Source organism: Variovorax sp. TLI9-5A (assembly GCF_056867935.1).
In genome coordinates this window covers 5,001-22,598 of the sequence record NZ_CP200310.1, presented here as the reverse complement: position 1 = coordinate 22,598, position 17,598 = coordinate 5,001, and the positions used below count along the sequence as shown (strand labels likewise).

Sequence of the window (17,598 nt, the reverse complement as noted above, 5' to 3'; positions counted from 1 at the left end):
GGCGATGGTGGCTGCCTGCCTGGTCTGGCCGGGCGTGGCCGCCACTGCTGCCACCACCGTGGAGATCAACCCGGGCGGCCCGCCGAGCGTGGTGATCGAGCGCATCGGCGCCACGCCGAAGGTCTCCGCGCGCATCGATCCCACCGAAGCCACGTTCAAGTCCGACCCGGCGCTGGCCGCGCTGGGCAAGCGCATCTTCTTCGACACGCGGCTGTCGCAGCCGCAGGGCACTTCGTGCGCGAGCTGCCACGATCCGCTGCGCGCCTTCACCTCGACGCTGAACGCGCCCTCGCTGGCCGGGCCGCGCACGCCGCAGGGCAGCCGCCCGGGGCGTTTCAGCGCGCGCACGGCGCCGTCGCTGCTGTATGTGCGCTATGTGCCACGGCGGCACTTCTACCAGGACGACGACGCGCCTTTCGCCTCGCCCTTCGGCGGCCTCTTCGCCGATGGCCGCGCCGACACGCTGGCCGAGCAGGCGCGCGGCCCGTTGTTCGACCGCGACGAGATGAACAACGCCTCGCCGCAGAGCCTGCTGCGCAAGCTGCACGGCACCGACCTCGCGCCCGCGATGTCGCTGGCCTTCGGTCCCCGCGTGCTGCGCGACCCGGAGCAGGCCGTGAAGGGCATCGGCCAGGCGCTGCAGGCCTACCTTCAGAGCGACGAGATGGCGCCCTTCAGCTCGCGCTTCGACGACTACCTGCGCAAGCGCACGCCGCTGAGCCCGCAGGAAATGCGCGGCCTCGCGCTGTTCAAGAACCCCGACAAGGGCAACTGCATGTCGTGCCACACGCTGTCGGACACGGCGAGCCGGCCGGAGCGCTCGCTCTTCACCGACTTCGGCTACGACGCCATCGCCGTGCCGCGCAACCTCTCGCTGCCGGCCAACCGCGATCTCCGCCGCTTCGACAACGGCCTGTGCCGCACGGCGGCCCAACTGCGCTGGCCGGAGCCGAACCAGTGGTGCGGCTACTTCCGCACGCCGGGGCTGCGCAACGTGGCGGTGCGCCAGAGCTTCATGCACAACGGCGTGTTCACCACGCTGCGCGACGCCGTCGCGTTCTACGCCACGCGCTCCACCGACCCGGCGAAGTGGTACCACGGCAAGCCGACCTTCGACGACGTGCCCGCCGCCTACCGGGGCAACATCAACGTCAATTCCACGCCGATGAACCGTCGCCCCGGCACCACGCCCGCGCTGACCGACGAGGAGATCGACGAGATCAGCGCCTTCCTCGGCACCCTGACCGACGCGCGCTATGTGGCGGCCATGCCGAAGCCGGCCACGAAGTAGCCGCCGAGGTCATCTCCGGCGAGGGAAGGTGCGTTACATTCCTCGCAAGAGTGTGAACTTTTGTCACAGACGCATTCATTTCCGGAGACTTCGACCATGACCGTTCCTATGCCGCGCGAGTCGATTGCGCCGCTTTCCAATAGCCGTCGGCGTGCGCTGACCGGGCTGGCCGCCGCCACTGCCGCCGCCGGCCTCGGCTTTCCGGCGCTCGCGCAGAACCGGCCGCTGCGCGTGGGAACGACCTTCGACAACAGCAGCGTCGAGAAGGCGAACGGACAGGGCCTGTACCAGGGCTCCAGCGCCTTCTTCAACGCGCTGAACAAGGCGGGCGGCATCAACGGCACCAAGGTCGAGCTCGTGATGGCCGACGACACCTTCAAGCCCGACGTGGCCAAGGCCAACGCGCTGGCCTTCGAGAAGGACAGCTCCGTGCTCGCGCTGGTGCATCCGCTGGGCACGCGCCAGACGGCCGAGGTGATGGACGCGGTGCCCGGCATGGCCGTGGTGGGGCCCATCACCGGCACCATCTCGCTGCGCAAGAAGAACTCTCCCAACACCTTCTGGGTGCGCGCCAACTACGACCAGGAAGTCGAGAAGCTGGTGAGCACCGCCGCCGTGCTGGGCCAGAGCCGCATCGGCCTCGTGCATTCCGAAGACCCGCTGGGCCAGTCGGTGCTCGCGGCCTTCAAGAACGCGCTGGCCAAGGCCAAGCTGGAGCCGGCGGTCATCGCGACCACGCCCAACACCACCAGCATGGAAGTGGGCCCCGCCGCCATCGCCGTCGCCAAGGCCAAGCCGCAGGTGGTGGTGGTCGGGCTGGCCGGCACGGCGCCGGTGTTCCTGAAGGCGCTGCGCGAGGCAGGCAACAGCAGCTCGGCCTACGGCCTGTCGATCACCGCCAGCGCGCTGTCGGCCATGGGCGATCTGGCCAAGGGCCTGGGCTTCGTGATCGTGGTGCCCTCGCCGTACTCGACCAAGTTCGAGATCGTGCGCCGCTACCAGGCCGACATGGCGGCCAACGGCGTCAAGGAGTTCTCGCTCACCAGCCTGGAGGGCTACCTCAATGCGGCAGTGCTGGCCGAAGGCATGCGCCGCGCCGGCGCCTCGCTTACCCGCGCATCGGTGATGTCGGGGCTCGCGAGCATCGAGAACTTCGACCTCGGCGGCGTGAAGATCAACTACGGACGCACCAACCGCGAAGGCGGGCAGTTCGTGGACGTGGCCGTGATCGGCAGCCGCGGCCAGATGCTGAGCTAGGCACTCCCCCAGGCTCCTCGCACTTCGTGTCGTGCGCCGACCCCCTCTCCGGGGGCGACACCTGCGGCCCGGCAAAGCCGGTTCCGCGGTGTCCCGGCATCAAACCCCGACGCCCAGCAAGCCCTCCAGCAATTCCTGGTCGGCTGCCAGCTCCGCGCTCGGCCCCGCATGCACCACCGTGCCGCGCTCCAGCACGATCGCCTTGTGCGTCATCTCCAGCGCGAGCACCGGGTGCTGCTCGACCACGATCGACGCGAGTCCTTCGGATTCGCACAGCCGGCGGATCGCCGCAGCCAGTTCCTCCACGATGATCGGCGCCAGGCCTTCCATGGGTTCGTCGAGCAACAGCAGCTTCGGGTTGGTCATGAGCGCGCGGCCGATGGCGAGCATCTGCTGCTCGCCGCCCGAGAGCTGGTTGCCGTAGTTGCCGCGACGCTCGCGCAGGCGCGGGAAGAAGTCGTAGACGCGCTTGAGGTTCCAGCCGCCCAGCCGCGAGATGACGGTGAGGTTCTCCTCGACGGTGAGCGAGGGGAACACCTCGCGCTCCTGCGGCACCCAGCCCAGCCCCGCGCGCACGCGCTGGTGCGAGGGCCAGCGCACGATGTCCGTGCCCTGCCAGCGGATCGCGCCCTGCATCACGCGGGTGTTGCCCATCAGCGTCTCGAGCAGCGTGGTCTTGCCCACGCCGTTGCGCCCGAGGATGGCGAGGCTCTCGCCCTGTTGCAGCGAAAAATCGAGCCGGTCGAGCACCACGGCGTTGCCATAGCCGGCGGTGACGTTGTCGAAGGCGAGTGCTTCAGGCATGAGAGTGTGGGTGGTGATGGATGTGCGATCTGCCGAGGTAGACCTCGCGCACGCGCGGGTCGGCGCCGATTTCCGCGGGCGTGCCCTCGGTGAGGATGCGGCCGCCCACGAGCACCGAGATGCGGCGGGCGAAGCGGAAGACCAGCTTCATGTCGTGCTCGATGAAGAGCACGCTGATGTCAGGCGGCAGCGCCGCGATGGCCTCGAACAGCTCGCCACTCTCGTCCTCCGGTACGCCGGCGGCGGGCTCGTCGAGCAGCAGGATGCGGGGCCTGGCCGAGAGCGCGAGCGCGATCTCGAGCAGCCGCTGCTTGCCGTAGGCCAGCTCTGCCACGGGCACCTCGGCGAGGCCGTCGAGCCTCAGCGTGCGCAGCAAGGCATGCGCCTCGTCGAACACCGCGGTGCAGCCCTTCAGCGGCCGCCACCAGGTGGCGCCCAGCCCTTCTCGCTCGCTGATCGCCAGCACCACCGACAGCAGCGGCGTGAGGCTGGGGAAGAGCGTGTTGATCTGGAAGGTGCGCGCCAGCCCCATTCGGGCGCGCCTGTCGCCGGGCAGGCGCGTGATGTCGGTCCCGCCCATGTGGATGCTGCCGCTGGTGGGCTTGAGCACGCCTGTCAGCAGGTTGATGAGCGTGGTCTTGCCCGCGCCGTTGGGGCCGATCAGCGCCTGCCGAGCGCCCGGTTCGAGCGAGAGGTTCACGTCGGCCACGGCCTGGAAGGCGCCGAAGCGCACGCCGAGGTCCCGCGTGCGCAGGGTGTTTGTCGTCGTCGTGCTGCTCATCGTGCATTCCCCGTGCGCACGAAGCGCGAGAGCGCGCCCATGATCCCGCCGCGTCCCAGCATGACCGCGGCGATCAGGAAGATGCCGAGCCAGAACATCCAGTACTGCGGGTTCATGTCGGCGAACCAGTCGTGCACCAGCATGTAGACGATGGCGCCGATCATCCCGCCGTACAGCCGCCCCGTGCCGCCGAGCACCAGGATGATGAGCACCTCGGCCGAGCGGTTGAAGCTGATGGACTCGATGCCCACGAACTGCGTGGTCTGCGCCAGCAGCGCGCCGGCCACGCCCGCCACCGCCGCCGAGAAGGCGTAGGCCATGCGCAGCCGCGCTTCCACCGGCGAGCCGATGGCGGTCATGCGCTTGCGGCTGTCGTGGATGCCGCGCAGCGCCAGGCCGAAGGGCGAGCGCAGCACCAGCCGCACCAGCAGGAACATCGCCAGCACCACGCCGAAGGCGTAGCAGAACGCGGTCTTGCCGTAGAGGTCGAAGTCGAACAGGCCGAGCACCGGCGCGATGACCACGCCCTGCAGCCCGTCGGTGCCGCCGGTGATGCCCGAGAGCCGGTTGGCCAGCTCGTAGAGCAGCACGCACACGCCGATGGTGATCATCAGCCGCGTGAGGTCGGCGCCGCGCACCACCAGGTAGCTCAGCGCATAGCCCAGCGCGCCGCACACCGCGAGCGCGAACACGAGGCCGCTGAAGGGCTCGCTCCAGCCGTATTTGGCGAGCAGGCCGGCCGCGTAGGCGCCCGCGCCGAAGAAAGCCGCGTGGCCCACGGTGAGAATGCCCGCGTAGCCCAGCGCCATGTCCAGCGATACCGCGAAGAGACCGAAGATCAGCACCTGGCTCATCAGCGTGAGCTTGTCGGGCAGCAGGAAGAAGCTGGAGGCCAGCGCCAGCCAGAAGGCGGCTTCGGCGATGCGCAGCTGCGCGGGGGAAAGGTTCAGCAGGGCTTTCGTCATCATGCGAGCCCCTTTTTCGCGACGATGCCGTTCGGCCGCACAAGCAGCATGACGATCATGAAGACGTAGATGAGAAATGCGCCCGCCTCGGGCAGGTAGTACTTGCCCGCCACGTCGACGATGCCGACCAGCAGCGCCGCGACGAAAGGCCCGGTGACGGTGCCCGCGCCGCCCACGCAGACCACCATCAGGAAGTAGACGAGGTACTTGAGCGGGAACGAGGGCTCCAGCCCCAGCATGCCCAGGCTCAGCGCGCCGCCCAGGCCCGCGAGGCCGCAGCCCAGCGAGAAGGTCAGGAAGAAGAGCCGCTGCACGTGGATGCCGGTGCCGCCGGCCACGCGCTGGTTGTCGACCGCCGCGCGCACCATCGCGCCGTAGCGCGTCTTGCCCAGGCCCAGCAGCAGCGCGGCCAGCACGAGCACGCCGCAGACGATCAGGAAGAGCCGGTAGCGGCCCACTTCCAGGCCGGCCAGCGAAACCTGCCCGTCGAGCGCCGGCGGCAGCGCGAAGGGCTGCATCGTCGGACCGAAGAAGTAGGTGAAGGCGGCGATGGACACGAACACCACGCCGATCGACAGCAACACCTGGTCCAGCGGGTGTGCGCGGTACAGGCGCCGGTAGAACACGAATTCCAGCACCGCGCCCAGCACGGCCGCCGCCACGAAGGCGGCCGCGAGCGAGAGGCCGAAGCCCAGGCCGAACCGGCTCATCAGCACGCTCGCGGCATAGCCGCCCACCATCGCGAAGCTGCCGTGCGCGAGGTTGACGAAATTCATGAGCCCCATCGTGATGGACAGGCCCACGCCGATGAGGAAGAGGAGCATGCCGTAGGCCACTCCGTCGAAGATCACGATGCCCATGAATTTCCTGCTGGCTGACGAACTGGCTGGCTTTTACTTGGCTGCGGCTTCCTTGGCCGGGTCCTTCACGCGCTCGAACTTGTCGAACTCCACGTTCACCAGCTGGCCGTTCACCCGCTCGGTCTTGCGGATGTAGACGGTCTGCACGATGTCGCGCGTGGCCGGGTCGATCTCGATCGGGCCGCGCGGGCTTTCGAAGCTCAGGCCCTTGAGCGCCTCCATGAACTTGTCGCCGGCGGTATCACCCTTGGTCTTGGCGAGCGCCAGGTCTATGGCGGCCATCGCGTCGTAGGCGGTCACGGCGAAGTAGCTCGGGCGCAGCTTGGTGCCGTTGTCGGCGGCGAAGTCCTTCACGAATTTCTGGTTCTTCGGCGAGGGATGCGCAAACGAGTAGTGGTGGCTGGTGACCAGGCCCAGCGCCACGTCGCCGGTGGCGTCGAGGTAGCTGTCGTCGGTGGCCTCACCCGTGGCGAAGAGCTTGATGCCGGCCTGCTCCATGCCGCGCTCCTTCCACACCTTCAAAAAGGCCGGCGGCATCACGCCCGAGGGAAAGAAGAAGAACACGGCCTGGGGCTTGGCGTCCTTGATGCGCTGCACGTAGGCCGAGAAGTCGGGGTTGTTCATCGGCGTGCGCACTTCGCCCGACACCTTGCCGCCGCCGGCGGTGAAGGTCTTCTTGAAGGCGGTCTCCGCATCGACGCCCGAGGCGTAGTCGGCGACCACGGTGTAGGCGTCCTTGATGCCTTCCTTGAGCATGTAGCGCGCCATCGGGTCCGTCACCTGCTGCACGGTGAACGACAGGCGCGCCACGTAGGGCGAGCTGGTGGTGATGGCCGAGGAGGCTGCGTTCATCACGATGGTCGGAATCTTCGCCTGCGTGGCGATGGCGCCCACGGCGTACGCGTTGGGGCTGAAGTCCAGGCCGGTGAGCACGCTCACCTTGTCGCGCACGATGAGCTCCTGCGCGATGCGCTTGGCGGCGTCGGGCGCGGGGCCGGCGGTGTCCTTCTTGATGATCTCGACCGCGCGGCCGCCCACCTTGCCGCCATGCTCCTTCAGGTAGAGCGCGATGCCGGCGTCGAACTGGCGGCCGTAGTCGGCGTACGGGCCCGAGTAGGTGGCGATGAGGCCGATGCGCAGCGGCTCGCCGCCGGTCTGCGCCATCGCGGCGCCCGCGAGGCCTAGGCCGAGGCCGGCCAGCAGCAGGGTCGAGAGGATGGTTCTCTTGGTCATCGTCGTCATTGGCGTCATGGAAAAAGGCCTTTCAGGTGGAATGGATGCGCCCGCTCGGGCGCCGCTGTCGTGTAACCGGGTGCAAGCAAGGCGGCCGATGATGCCCGAGGAAGGCGTCAAACCTGGGTATCGGGCACGCGCACCGTGAGGCCATCGAAGGCCGCGGTGATGCCGAGCTGGCAGCTCAGGCGCGAGCCGGGCCGGCGCTCGGACGCCACGGCATCGAGCAGCGCGCTCTCCATGTCGTCGGGCGGCGGCAGCAGATCGATGAAGGCGTCGTCCACGTAGACGTGGCAGGTGGCGCAGGAACAGCAGCCGCCGCACTCGGCGTCGATGCCGCGCACGTTGCCGCGAATGGCGGTTTCCATCACGCTGGCGCCGACCTTGGCGTCGACGTCGCGCGTGGTGCCGTCCTTGAGGATGTAGTGGATCGTGGGCATGGTTTTCAGAACATGTCGAAGTACTCGCGGTGTTCCCACTCCGAGACTTCCAGGTTGAAGCGGGCGATTTCCGCTTCCTTGATGTGGCAGAGGTAGTCGACGAAAGTCTTGCCCAGCTGCGCGTTGAGCATCTCGTCGCGGCGCAGGCAGGCGAGGGCGTCGCCCAGCGAACGCGGCAGCTGCTCGGCCGGCGTTTCGTAGGGCGCATCGGCCGAGGGGCCGGGGTCGATCCTGTTGCGGATGCCGTCGAGCCCCGAGAACAACTGCGACGCCAGGTACAGGTACGGGTTGGCCGTCGGCTCGCCCACGCGGTTCTCGATGCGCGAGGCGCCTTGCCCCACGCCGCCGAGCACGCGCAGCATCGCGCCGCGGTTGTCTCTTGCCCAGATCGCGCGGTCGGGTGCCAGCGAGAAAGGGCGGTAGCGCCGGTAGCCGTTGATGGTGGGGCTCGCGAGCGCGGCCGCGCCGCAGGCGTGCGCCTTGAGGCCGCCCAGGTAGTGCATGCCGATCTCGCTGAGCGTCTGGCCCTCGGTCTCGGGCATGAACGCGTTGACACCGTCGCTCTTGCGGCGCAGCGACTGGTGCAGGTGCCAGCCGCTGGACATCACGTTCGGAATCTTCGGGCGGCACATGAAAGTGGCGTGCAGCCCGGCGCGCTGGCAGATCTGCTTGATGGCGCTGCGCAGCAGCACCATGGTGTCGGCCGGCATCACGCCGGCGGTAGGGCCGAAGGTCAGCTCGAACTGGCTCGGGCCGAATTCGATTTCGAGCGAGCGCAGCGGCAGGCCGAGCGCCAGCAGCTGCGAACGCAGCAGTTCCATCAGTCCGTCGACGCGGTCGTAGCGCAACTCGGTGAGGTACTGGTGGCCGTGCGACAGCAGCGACACGCGCGGCGGCTCGCCGGGCTGGCCCGAATCGGACAGGCCCATGCGGGCGTCGTCGAGCTTGAAGACGTGGAACTCCACCTCGAGGCCGGCGATGAAGTCCAGCTCCAGCTCGTCGAGCTGGCGCACCGCGCGCTGCAGGATCTGGCGCGTGGCGAAGGGGCAGGGCTTGCCGTCGGCCATGTAGGCGTCGCACATCACCCAGCCGGTGCGCGGCGACCATGGCAGCACCTTGAACGTGGCGGGGTCGGCCACGATGGTGAAGTCCGCGCCGCCCTGCAGGCCTTCGATGGCGAAGCCGCCGCCTTGCGTGAACACCGGGAACACGGTCTTGTGGGATGTGTCCTTGGCCAGCAGGGTCGAGGTGAGATTCACGCCTTCCCAGAGGGCCGAGCGCGCCTCGGTGGCAACCAGCGTCTTGCCGCGCAGGATGCCGTGCTGGTCGGGCCAGGCGAAGCGCACGAGGTCGACCTCGCCGCTGTCGATGCGGCGCACCAGCTCCCTGGCTTGCGCGTGCTGGTCGTCGGACCAGAGACCGAAGCGGTCGACGAATGTGTGGCTGCTGCTCATGGCGTGCGTGCTCAGGCGGCGAGCCGTGCGGAGGCCCAGTCGGACTTCAGGCGGCGCGCGCGGTCGGCGTCCTGCCAGTAGGCCTCGGTGGCTGCCTCGTCGCTGACGTTGCGGCCAATGCCGTCGATGGAGGGCGGGCCGGTCATCGCGCTGGCCTGTGCCGCGTCGATGAGCATCGGCGCGCTCTCGCCGGCCAGCGTGGCTTCGATGGCCTTCACCAGCACACGGCGGTAGGCAATGATGCCCTTGTCGGTGCTGCCCAGGTGCTCGCGGGTGCGGTCCTGGATGGCGCCTTGCGACTCCACCGCCCACTGGTCGTGCACGTTGATGTCGTCCCCCATGCCGGTGTAGGTTTCGGTCAGCTGCTCTTCGATGCTGTAGCCGTAGTTGTTGCGCTTGTTCTTGCGCGAGGTGTAGTCGGGCAGCTCGTAGAGCTTCAGGCGCTGGTCGCGCATCTGCTGCTTGTCGACCGGGCCGGTGAAGCTGGTGAAGATGGCGTACCAGTAGCAGTGCGTGTCGTCCACCGGCACGTGCCATTGCGAGATGGTCATCTCGGCGCTCATCGGGATCACGAAAGCCTGCGGGAACACCACGTTGGTCACGCGCACGTGGGTGGTGTCTTCGGACAGCTTGCGCAGCGCCTTCAGGCGAAAGCCGTAGTCGGTTGGCTCCACGCTGATGTCGGGGCGGTCGTACTCGCGCAGCACCTTGGTGATGGGCATGTCGGAGTCGGCCGAGGCGCCGCGGAACTGCTTGCCGTAGCTGCCGGAGGTGTCTTCGTCCTCGAAGAAGCGGTGCAGGTACGAGGCGTGCGCGGGGTCGATGCCCACTTCGAGCGCCTGCAGCCAGTTGCACTCGAACAGGCCCTTGAAGGCGAAGGTGTGGCTGTCTGGTGCGACGAAGCAGTCGAACTCGGGAAAGGCGGGGGGCTCACCCTCGCCGATGTAGGCGAAGACCACGCCGCTCTTCTCGACCACCGGATAGGCCGACTGCTTGATGCGGCTGCACAGCTTGCTGGTGGCGGGCTCGGCCGGGGTCTCGAGGCAGTTGCCCTTGGCGTCGAACAGCCAGCCGTGGAAGGCGCAGCGGATGCCGCCGTTTTCGAGCCGGCCGAAGGCGAGGTCGGCGCCGCGGTGCGGGCAGTCGCGGTCGAGCATGCCGAGCTGGCCGCTTTCGTCACGGAACAGGACGAAGTCCTGCCCCATGAGTTTCACCGGCTTGACCGGGCGCGGGCCCGCCAGTTCGTCGGCCAGGGCCACCGGCTGCCAGTAGCGGCGCAGCAGCTTGCCGGCGGGGGCGCCGGGTCCGACGCGGGTGATGAAATCGTTTTGCTCGGCGCTGATCATCGTGCGGGCTCCATCGTGGGGACTGTGGAAAGAGGCTTGCATTCATTGCATGCAACTGCATGCATTGTCTTGGTGATCCTCGATCACGGTCAAACTTTCATCTGCCAAATCGCCCCAATCTGGGGCCTGGAAGGGCCAAAATCAGGGTAAACGCTGAGCGTATCGTCGGTTTTTGACACTGGTTGTGAAGCAATGCATGCAACAACCGAGCCAGAGTAAATACGCTGCGTGCAATGCCGGGCCCGTCTCCTAGAATTCGCCCATGGACTCCCAACAATCCCGCGTGCTCGTGCAACTGCGCGACATGATCCTCAAGGGCGAATTCGGGCCCGGAGAGCGGCTGGCCGAGATCCCGCTGGCCGAGAAGCTCGAGGCTTCGCGCACACCGGTGCGGCTGGCACTGGCCAGCCTGGAGCACGAAGGGCTGATCGAGCAGTCGCCCAGTGGCGGCTACCAGATGCGCCGCTTCACCTCGCAGGAAGTGGCCGACGCCATCCGCGTGCGCGGCGTGATCGAAGGCTTCGCCGCGCGCCTGCTGGCCGAGGACGGCGCCTCGCGCCAGCTGCTGCGCGACTTGAAGGAATGCCTGGAAGACGGCGACCGCGCCGTGAACAAGCCCAGCATGGAGATCGACGACTACGCGGCCTACGTCGAGATGAACGACCGCTTCCACAAGCTGATCATCGAAGGCTGCGGCAACCTCGCGCTCAAGCGGGTGATGGACATGCTCGGCGGCCAGCCCTTCGCCGCTCCGAGCGCGATGCTGCCGATGCAGTCGTCGATGGAAGAGGGCCAGCAATGGATGCGGCAGGCCCACCGCACGCACCATGCGATGGTGCAGGCCATCGAGCGCGGCCAGGGCTCGCGGGCGCAGGCGCTGGGCGAGGAGCACGTCGAGATCGCGCGCATGAACCTCGACTACGCGCTGGAACGGCCCGAGCTGGCGGCCGAGTTGATGCCGGGCATCAAGCTGGTGTCCAAGGGCCGCGGCGGAGCTTGAGTTCTGACGAGGGCAACCGGCCGGTCCGCAAGAGACTGTCCGGTATTTCTGCACTCGCCCCGTTTGTCTGGTGACGGGGCTGACTAGAATTCCGGCCATATGAGCGCTACCGCCCCCGCCAGGATCTCGTTCAAGGAGCAGATGCTGCAGGCCCGGGAAGAGGCCATCGTGCAGACCGCCAACCGCCTGCTGGCGGAAAAGGGCTTCGAATCGATGACGGTCGACGAGGTCGCGGCGGCGGTTGGCATCGCCAAGGCCAGCCTCTACAAGCACTTCCCGAGCAAGGAAGACCTGGCGGCCGCCGCGATGGTGCGCATCATGCAGCGCACGCTGGACTTCCTGGACTCGCTGCCGGCAGACGACAAGCCGGTCGCCAAGCTGCGCGCCGTGGTGCGCCGGGCCGTGGAAGTGCAGCTTGCCGGCGAGATGCCCCTGCTGCCGCACCAGAACTCAAGCCTGCGCGCCGCGCTGATGAACAACCGCGGTTATCTCGACCGCCTCGTGACCATCAGCGACCGGCTCGGCGGCTGGATCCAGGCCGCGCAGGTCGATGGATCGCTCAATTCCAAGCTGCCGGCGATCGCCGTGCTCTACACGCTGTTCGCGCGCGCCTGCGATCCGGTGCTCGGCTTCCTGAAGGCCGGCGGGCAGCAGAGCGACGAGCAGATCGTCGAACTGGTGCTCGCGACCTGCTTCGACGGCCTGGCCGCGCGCTGAGAGCCGCTTCGGCTTCGGCGCTCAGCTGCTGATGCTGAGTGCGCGCCGTGGCGTCACCACCGCTTCCACCGCCGCGCCCACCGCCAGCAGCCGGTGATCGGTGTTGCCGATGCTCGCCACCATCAGCCCCACCGGCGCTGTGCCCGCGTCGTGGCAGGGCACCGAGAGCGCGCAGCCGTCGAACAGGTTCACCACCGAGGGGTTGCGCAGCATGCGGGCGTTGATCCGGTAATAAGTGTCGTCGTCCTTCAGCACCTCGGCGATCGGCGGCGCGATGTCGGGCGTGGTGGGCATCAGCATCGCGTCGTAGCTCGCGGCCGCGGTGTTGATCGAGCGGATGAACTGGCGGCGCAGCGCCTGCAGCTGCAGGTAGTCGGGCGCGGTGATGGTCTCGCCGGTCTTGATGCGTGCCAGCACGCGTGGGTCGTACTTGGCGGCGCCTGTCTTGATGAGCTCGCGGTGCCAAGTGAAGGCTTCGGCGGCGGTGATCATGCCGCGTGGGTTGATGGTCGGCGCCTTCGCGAACTCGGCCATCGGCAGCTCGGTGATCGTCGCGCCCGCGGCGGAGAGCTTGGCCAACGCCGAGGCGAAGGCTGCGGCCACCGGCGGCGAGAGCTCGTCCAGGAAGAAGGTCTTGGGCACCGCGAAGCGCAGGCCGCGCATCGGCAGCACGCGCAGCGGGCGCGGCAGTTCGGCGGCGAGCACGGAATCGAGCAGGGCGCAGTCTTCCACCGTCCATGCCATCGGCCCGGCCGAGTTGAAGGAGGTCGACAGCGGCAGCACGCCATCGAGCGGAATGCGCCGCTGCGTCGGCTTGAAGCCCACCAGCCCATTGAGGGCCGCCGGAATGCGCAGCGAGCCGCCGGTGTCGGTGCCGATGGCGCCGGCCGCCATGCCGTCGGTCAGCGAGATCGCGCCGCCCGAGGTCGAGCCGCCGGGGATGCGGCCGGTCGCGCGGTCGTAGACGTTCTTCGGCGTGCCGTAGTGCGGGTTGATGCCCAGGCCGGTGTAGGCGAACTCGACCGTGTTGGAGCGCCCGATGACGATCGCGCCCGCGCGCCGCAGCCGCTCGACCACGATGGCGTCGCGCGCAGCCGGCGGCTGGCCGGCCAGCACCATCGAGCCGCCGAGCGTGGTGACGCCGGCCTCGTCGAACAGGTCCTTCAGCGAGATCGGGATGCCGGCGATGGGCGAGGCGGCGGGGCGGCCGCTCTTGCGTTCGGCGTCGAGCCGGGCCGCGGTGGCGCGTGCCGAATCGGCATGCACGCGGATGAAGGTGCGCGCGCCTTCGCCCGCGGGGTTCTGGATGGCGGCCAGTGCTTCTTCCACGAGCTGGCTGCTGCTGAGGCTGCCGGCGGCGAGGCGGCGCGACATCTCGGCCATCGAGAGTTGGCCCATGGCCCTGCCGCCGGTCGCCTCGGCCGGTTTCTGGGCGAAGGCTTGCGGCCAGAAGGAGAGCAGCCCGGTGGTCGCGGCTGCGCCGGCGGCCTGCTGCAGGAAGTGGCGACGTCGTTGTTGTTTCTGCTGCTGCGTCATGGCGCGCTCCCCCATCGGTCCGATGGAATCGGGCCAGTCTACACAGCCGTGGCGGCGAAGGCGTTGCCGGCCGTTACCGGGCGCCTGGCACCTCGATCAGCAACTGGGGCTTGTAGCCTTCCTGCTCGCCGTTGCGCGCGTAGCCCAGCGGATTGGCGACCACGCGGCAGCCGTTCTTCACGTAGTCGGACGGGCAGTGCAGGTGGCCGTGCAGCCAGAGCTTGGCGTGGGGCAGCAGCTCGTCGAGGGCATTGCAGAAACCTGCGGTGCCGGGTGTCAGGCCGTAGCGCGGATCGCCGCTCTCGAGGCTGGGCGCGAAGTGGGTGATGGCCACCGTGGTGCCGTCGAAAGGCTCGACCAGTGCCTGCTTGAGCCAGTCCTGGCAGGCCAGTGCCTGGTCGCGCAGTTGCGTGGCGAGGAAGAGCTCGCCGTTACGCATGGTGGCCGCTTTTTCAAGATAGAAATCGGCGGCGCGCATGGCCTTGCCGCGCTTCTTGAGCGCCTCGGCGAGGCTGTCGGTCGGCTCGGCGAGCGCGTCGAAATCGGCCCAGAGCGTGGTGCCGACGAAGCGGATGCCTTCGATCACCCGGGTTTCGCGTTCCAGCCAGATGATGTCGAGCTCGTCGCAGAGGGCGCGCAGTCGCTGATGGGTCTCGTCGAAGTCGACGTTGTCGTACTCGTGGTTGCCCGGCACGTAGATCACGGGCACCGGCCAGCCATTGCGGGGGGAGAAGCGGCCCAGGCCGAAATCGGAGTCGGTCAGGCGGGAGCCCTGCTGGTAGGAGCCGATGTCGCCCGCCAGGATCAGCATGTCGGCGCCGGGCAGGGGCTCGGCGCGGAAGTTGGGATGGGACTCCAGGTGCAGGTCGGACAGCAGTTGCAGCTTCATCGTCGAGGCAGTCTAGGTGAATTGCCCCATGCATGACACGCATAAGGTTTGGCTTGATCTTCTAGGGTTAACCCTTATTCTTGAGGCATCAACCACTCCAGCGCAGCCACGAGCCGCGCACCATCATGTTCAGCCTCATCGCCCAAGTGGCCCGTTTCTTCCGTTCTTCCAGCGCCAATGCCCCGGCCAGCCACGCCGCCGCACTGATGGAAAGCGCCGACATGCGCGCCGGCCGTGGTGCCCACCACGCCCAGGAACTGCGCGCCGCAGCCAGCGCCTGGCTCAGCGTCGTTCGCTGATTGGCTAGTAAGTAGTTAGCAGACAGGTCAGTCGGGCACCTTCTGTCCGAGGACCGACCCGGCGAAAGCCGCGGCTGCCGAGCGCAACAGCGCATCCCGCAGCCATTCGTGAGAGTGCCCGTGCTGGGCGCGCCGGTGCCAGATCGCATCCACGTGCACCGGCGGCTGGTCGAAAGGCAGGTCGCGCAGCACCAGCTGGTCGTCGATGCCGGTCACGGTCACGAAGTGACGAGGCAGCACCGTCAGCAGATCCGAATTGGCGACCACCCGGCCCGCGGTGAAGAACTGGTTCACCGTCACCACGATGCGCCGCTCGCGGCCCATGGCGCCCAGCGTCTGGTCGATGAAGCCGTATGGCCGGCCTGAAAAACTCACTAGAAGGTGCCGGGCCGCGCAATAGTCGTCGAGCGTCAGCGGCGCATCCGCCAGCGGATGGCCGCGCCGCATCACGCATACATATTGGCCCAGATAGAGCCGCTGGGTCTCGAACGGCACCCCCACCCCCGATTGACCACGCGCCGCGAGGCTTGCGATCACGGCCGGGAAGTAGCCGACGGCCATGTCCACTTCTTCCTGCTCGAGCATGCGGCGCGGGTCGCGCGTGGTCAGCGGCAGCACTCGCAGGGAAATGGCGGGCGCTTCCTTTTCCGCGATCTGCACCAGGCCCGGGATGAGCTCGGCCGCGGTGGCGTCGGCCATCGCCAACAGGAAGGTGGTGTCGGCCGTGCCTGCATCGAATTCGCCGGGGGCCAGCGTGTGCTGAAGCTGGCGCAGGGCGTCGCGCACGGTTGGCCACAGGGCGAGCGCTCGAGGGGTGGGTTCCACGCCTGCGCCTGAACGGCGCACCAGTTCGTCGCCCAGAACCTCGCGCAGGCGACGTAGTGCGTTGCTCACCGCCGGCTGGGTGATCGACAGGTTCCGGGCGGCCCGCGTGAGGTTGCGCTCGGCCATCACCTCGTCGAAGACGCGGAGCAGGTTGAGGTCAAGCGTGCGAAAGTTGACGTCCATCAGTCTCGTGAATGATAAACATCAGAAAGATAAAGTGGATAAACACTGGGGTAATCCCTAATATCACCCCATCGGCCTTGTTCGCCACCACTGATTACCACTGTCCCAGGAGGGATGCATCATGACCAGCTTCGTTCACGTTGACCAACCTACTGTCCACCCCGGCGTGCGTCGCGCCGAAGTCCTGTTCGGCCAGATCCAGGCCGCCCGTGCCGGCGCCAATGGCAGCCGCCCGCTCATCGCCCTGTTGATCGTCGCCATTGCTGCGGCAGTGCTGGTGGTGACCGAATCGCTCGTTTCCAACTGGAACGAAGGCGGTTTGCTCGCTGCCTGGACGGTGTTCTGCGTTGCAGCCATTGCCTTGTTCGCACTGTTCGCCGGCTCGGTTCGTCAGAGCGGCCTTGCCGCCGCTTGGCGTGCCGCTGCTGGACGCCGCGCTGCAGCGCGTGCGGATGCCCGTTTCCTTGCTACCGCACAGAGCGACCCGCGCGTGATGCAAGAACTGCAGGCTGCCATGTGGCGTCAGCAATCGGAAGGCACCGTGCCCGCAGCCGAAGCCGCAAAGATCGATGCACTGGCCCGCATGAGCGCCCGTTCGCAGGAAGTGCGCATGCCCACGCTGTACGAAGCGATGCGCCGCATGAACAGCTCGCGCTATTACTGAGTAGCGAAGCGCTGGATACGAGGAAGCCGCCCGAGGGCGGCTTTTTTCATGGCTGCGCTGCTTGCCTTGCTTGTGTGCGGGGTCGTGCGGTGAAAAAGATCTTCAGCCAGTTGCCAGCGCTTCAAAATCTGTCATATACTCGTGGGCTTCGCTACTGACAGCCGCTTGGTTGTTGATGCGGCCGGTCTCTTCGGGGTTCTGGTTGTGGTGGTGAAGAAAAAGTCTTCGAAAGTTGACCGGTTCTTAAAAAACGGTGCATAATCGAAGGCTTCGCTGAAACGAACTGCTTCAGTGGCTTGCGATGAAAGTTGCGGGTTGCGAAAGAAGTTGGTGGATGTGAAAAGGCCAAAATAGTTGGTGAGATTTGAAAAAATCGTGCTAGACTGCAAGGCTTCGCTGAAATGACTTCGGCGGCTGACAATGAAAGTTGTGAGTTGCGAAAAACGAAGAAATGGAAAGCGAAAAAAGTTTGGCGATTCTTTAAAAATCGTGCTAGACTACAAGGCTTCGCTGATCGCAGCAAGCAAACGAAGTAAACGACAAGTTGCTTCGGTGATCGTTAAAAAATTACAGCCGATAAGCGTGGGCGTTTGAAGGTAATTGCACAAGTTCTTCGGAACAAGTCGCAAGACTTAAAACGCTCATGAGAATAGAAGTGAAGTTCACTTCAATTCCGTTTTTGTGAGTTTTGTTCAATCGCGAGATTGGACGCAAAAATCAAGATCGAACTATAGAGTTTGATCCTGGCTCAGATTGAACGCTGGCGGCATGCCTTACACATGCAAGTCGAACGGCAGCGCGGGAGCAATCCTGGCGGCGAGTGGCGAACGGGTGAGTAATACATCGGAACGTGCCCAATCGTGGGGGATAACGCAGCGAAAGCTGTGCTAATACCGCATACGATCTACGGATGAAAGCAGGGGATCGCAAGACCTTGCGCGAATGGAGCGGCCGATGGCAGATTAGGTAGTTGGTGAGGTAAAGGCTCACCAAGCCTTCGATCTGTAGCTGGTCTGAGAGGACGACCAGCCACACTGGGACTGAGACACGGCCC

General features: G+C 66.8%; 17 protein-coding genes and 1 rRNA gene (1 of these 18 cut by a window edge). 7 read left to right on the top strand and 11 right to left on the bottom strand.

Annotation, left to right across the window (positions count from 1 at the left end; all coding sequences use genetic code 11):
- The first annotated feature begins 4 nt into the window (after positions 1 to 4).
- On the top strand, positions 5 to 1,291 hold the full coding sequence (locus AC1VNX_RS00110; protein WP_483161848.1) for a cytochrome-c peroxidase: 1,287 nt from the start codon (positions 5 to 7) through the stop codon (positions 1,289 to 1,291).
- A 96-nt stretch (positions 1,292 to 1,387) separates the two neighbouring features.
- Positions 1,388 to 2,548: an ABC transporter substrate-binding protein gene (locus AC1VNX_RS00105; RefSeq protein ID WP_483154911.1), complete on the top strand. Its 1,161-nt coding sequence runs from the start codon at positions 1,388 to 1,390 to the stop codon at positions 2,546 to 2,548.
- Between the two features lie 99 nt (positions 2,549 to 2,647).
- Here the strand turns inward: AC1VNX_RS00105 and AC1VNX_RS00100 are convergent, their stop codons facing one another.
- The 8 genes from AC1VNX_RS00100 to AC1VNX_RS00065 form a co-directional block, all read right to left on the bottom strand.
- Positions 2,648 to 3,352 (bottom strand): ABC transporter ATP-binding protein, encoded by a 705-nt coding sequence (locus AC1VNX_RS00100; protein ID WP_176665556.1) that lies wholly within the window; start codon positions 3,350 to 3,352, stop codon positions 2,648 to 2,650.
- Positions 3,345 to 4,133 carry an ABC transporter ATP-binding protein gene (locus AC1VNX_RS00095; protein WP_483154910.1) on the bottom strand — a complete coding sequence of 263 codons (789 nt, stop codon included), beginning with the start codon at positions 4,131 to 4,133 and terminating at the stop codon, positions 3,345 to 3,347. The genes AC1VNX_RS00100 and AC1VNX_RS00095 overlap by 8 nt, the downstream gene beginning before the upstream one ends.
- Positions 4,130 to 5,101 carry a branched-chain amino acid ABC transporter permease gene (locus AC1VNX_RS00090; protein ID WP_483154909.1) on the bottom strand — a complete coding sequence of 324 codons (972 nt, stop codon included), beginning with the start codon at positions 5,099 to 5,101 and terminating at the stop codon, positions 4,130 to 4,132. Before AC1VNX_RS00090 ends, AC1VNX_RS00095 begins: the two co-directional genes overlap by 4 nt.
- Positions 5,098 to 5,958, bottom strand: coding sequence for a branched-chain amino acid ABC transporter permease (locus AC1VNX_RS00085; protein ID WP_483154908.1), 861 nt, complete (start codon positions 5,956 to 5,958; stop codon positions 5,098 to 5,100). The genes AC1VNX_RS00090 and AC1VNX_RS00085 overlap by 4 nt, the downstream gene beginning before the upstream one ends.
- A gap of 33 nt (positions 5,959 to 5,991) precedes the next feature.
- Positions 5,992 to 7,200 (bottom strand): ABC transporter substrate-binding protein, encoded by a 1,209-nt coding sequence (locus AC1VNX_RS00080; protein ID WP_483154907.1) that lies wholly within the window; start codon positions 7,198 to 7,200, stop codon positions 5,992 to 5,994.
- A gap of 107 nt (positions 7,201 to 7,307) precedes the next feature.
- Positions 7,308 to 7,631 (bottom strand): 2Fe-2S iron-sulfur cluster-binding protein, encoded by a 324-nt coding sequence (locus tag AC1VNX_RS00075; protein ID WP_301504416.1) that lies wholly within the window; start codon positions 7,629 to 7,631, stop codon positions 7,308 to 7,310.
- Between the two features lie 5 nt (positions 7,632 to 7,636).
- On the bottom strand, positions 7,637 to 9,085 hold the full coding sequence (locus AC1VNX_RS00070; RefSeq protein ID WP_483154906.1) for a glutamine synthetase family protein: 1,449 nt from the start codon (positions 9,083 to 9,085) through the stop codon (positions 7,637 to 7,639).
- An 11-nt stretch (positions 9,086 to 9,096) separates the two neighbouring features.
- A complete protein-coding gene (locus AC1VNX_RS00065) occupies positions 9,097 to 10,431 on the bottom strand; it encodes an aromatic ring-hydroxylating dioxygenase subunit alpha (RefSeq protein WP_483154905.1) in 1,335 nt (444 codons plus the stop codon).
- A 262-nt stretch (positions 10,432 to 10,693) separates the two neighbouring features.
- Here AC1VNX_RS00065 and AC1VNX_RS00060 point away from each other — a divergent pair, with 262 nt between their 5' ends.
- Both AC1VNX_RS00060 and AC1VNX_RS00055 read left to right on the top strand, forming a co-directional pair.
- Positions 10,694 to 11,431, top strand: coding sequence for a GntR family transcriptional regulator (locus AC1VNX_RS00060; protein WP_483154904.1), 738 nt, complete (start codon positions 10,694 to 10,696; stop codon positions 11,429 to 11,431).
- Positions 11,432 to 11,530: 99 nt separating this feature from the next.
- Complete coding sequence (locus AC1VNX_RS00055; protein WP_483154903.1) at positions 11,531 to 12,148, top strand: TetR/AcrR family transcriptional regulator; 618 nt, start codon at positions 11,531 to 11,533, stop codon at positions 12,146 to 12,148.
- A 21-nt stretch (positions 12,149 to 12,169) separates the two neighbouring features.
- Here AC1VNX_RS00055 and AC1VNX_RS00050 read toward each other — a convergent pair whose 3' ends face one another.
- Both AC1VNX_RS00050 and AC1VNX_RS00045 read right to left on the bottom strand, forming a co-directional pair.
- Positions 12,170 to 13,684 (bottom strand): amidase, encoded by a 1,515-nt coding sequence (locus AC1VNX_RS00050; RefSeq protein ID WP_483154902.1) that lies wholly within the window; start codon positions 13,682 to 13,684, stop codon positions 12,170 to 12,172.
- A 73-nt stretch (positions 13,685 to 13,757) separates the two neighbouring features.
- The gene (locus AC1VNX_RS00045) at positions 13,758 to 14,573 is read right to left on the bottom strand and encodes a metallophosphoesterase (protein WP_483154901.1); all 816 of its coding nucleotides are present in this window, start codon (positions 14,571 to 14,573) and stop codon (positions 13,758 to 13,760) included.
- A gap of 80 nt (positions 14,574 to 14,653) precedes the next feature.
- Between AC1VNX_RS00045 and AC1VNX_RS00040 the strand changes: the two genes are divergently transcribed.
- Positions 14,654 to 14,872, top strand: coding sequence for a hypothetical protein (locus AC1VNX_RS00040; RefSeq protein ID WP_483154900.1), 219 nt, complete (start codon positions 14,654 to 14,656; stop codon positions 14,870 to 14,872).
- A gap of 27 nt (positions 14,873 to 14,899) precedes the next feature.
- Here the strand turns inward: AC1VNX_RS00040 and AC1VNX_RS00035 are convergent, their stop codons facing one another.
- Positions 14,900 to 15,880 (bottom strand): LysR family transcriptional regulator, encoded by a 981-nt coding sequence (locus AC1VNX_RS00035; RefSeq protein ID WP_301504402.1) that lies wholly within the window; start codon positions 15,878 to 15,880, stop codon positions 14,900 to 14,902.
- Between the two features lie 121 nt (positions 15,881 to 16,001).
- Here AC1VNX_RS00035 and AC1VNX_RS00030 point away from each other — a divergent pair, with 121 nt between their 5' ends.
- Together AC1VNX_RS00030 and AC1VNX_RS00025 are read left to right on the top strand one after the other, a co-directional pair.
- The gene (locus tag AC1VNX_RS00030) at positions 16,002 to 16,544 is read left to right on the top strand and encodes a hypothetical protein (protein WP_483154899.1); all 543 of its coding nucleotides are present in this window, start codon (positions 16,002 to 16,004) and stop codon (positions 16,542 to 16,544) included.
- Between the two features lie 725 nt (positions 16,545 to 17,269).
- Positions 17,270 to 17,598: ribosomal RNA gene (locus AC1VNX_RS00025) — 16S ribosomal RNA — on the top strand; it runs 1,206 nt beyond the window's last position.

Coding starts and splice junctions, on each gene's coding strand:
- AC1VNX_RS00080 (WP_483154907.1), bottom strand. CDS start 7,200: ATGACGACGATGACCAAGAGAACCATCCTCTCGACCCTGCTGCTGGCC.
- AC1VNX_RS00090 (WP_483154909.1), bottom strand. CDS start 5,101: ATGATGACGAAAGCCCTGCTGAACCTTTCCCCCGCGCAGCTGCGCATC.
- AC1VNX_RS00030 (WP_483154899.1), top strand. CDS start 16,002: ATGACCAGCTTCGTTCACGTTGACCAACCTACTGTCCACCCCGGCGTG.
- AC1VNX_RS00070 (WP_483154906.1), bottom strand. CDS start 9,085: ATGAGCAGCAGCCACACATTCGTCGACCGCTTCGGTCTCTGGTCCGAC.
- AC1VNX_RS00045 (WP_483154901.1), bottom strand. CDS start 14,573: ATGAAGCTGCAACTGCTGTCCGACCTGCACCTGGAGTCCCATCCCAAC.
- AC1VNX_RS00085 (WP_483154908.1), bottom strand. CDS start 5,958: ATGGGCATCGTGATCTTCGACGGAGTGGCCTACGGCATGCTCCTCTTC.
- AC1VNX_RS00105 (WP_483154911.1), top strand. CDS start 1,388: ATGACCGTTCCTATGCCGCGCGAGTCGATTGCGCCGCTTTCCAATAGC.
- AC1VNX_RS00110 (WP_483161848.1), top strand. CDS start 5: ATGGTGGCTGCCTGCCTGGTCTGGCCGGGCGTGGCCGCCACTGCTGCC.
- AC1VNX_RS00065 (WP_483154905.1), bottom strand. CDS start 10,431: ATGATCAGCGCCGAGCAAAACGATTTCATCACCCGCGTCGGACCCGGC.
- AC1VNX_RS00035 (WP_301504402.1), bottom strand. CDS start 15,880: ATGGACGTCAACTTTCGCACGCTTGACCTCAACCTGCTCCGCGTCTTC.
- AC1VNX_RS00075 (WP_301504416.1), bottom strand. CDS start 7,631: ATGCCCACGATCCACTACATCCTCAAGGACGGCACCACGCGCGACGTC.
- AC1VNX_RS00060 (WP_483154904.1), top strand. CDS start 10,694: ATGGACTCCCAACAATCCCGCGTGCTCGTGCAACTGCGCGACATGATC.
- AC1VNX_RS00050 (WP_483154902.1), bottom strand. CDS start 13,684: ATGACGCAGCAGCAGAAACAACAACGACGTCGCCACTTCCTGCAGCAG.
- AC1VNX_RS00095 (WP_483154910.1), bottom strand. CDS start 4,133: ATGAGCAGCACGACGACGACAAACACCCTGCGCACGCGGGACCTCGGC.
- AC1VNX_RS00100 (WP_176665556.1), bottom strand. CDS start 3,352: ATGCCTGAAGCACTCGCCTTCGACAACGTCACCGCCGGCTATGGCAAC.
- AC1VNX_RS00055 (WP_483154903.1), top strand. CDS start 11,531: ATGAGCGCTACCGCCCCCGCCAGGATCTCGTTCAAGGAGCAGATGCTG.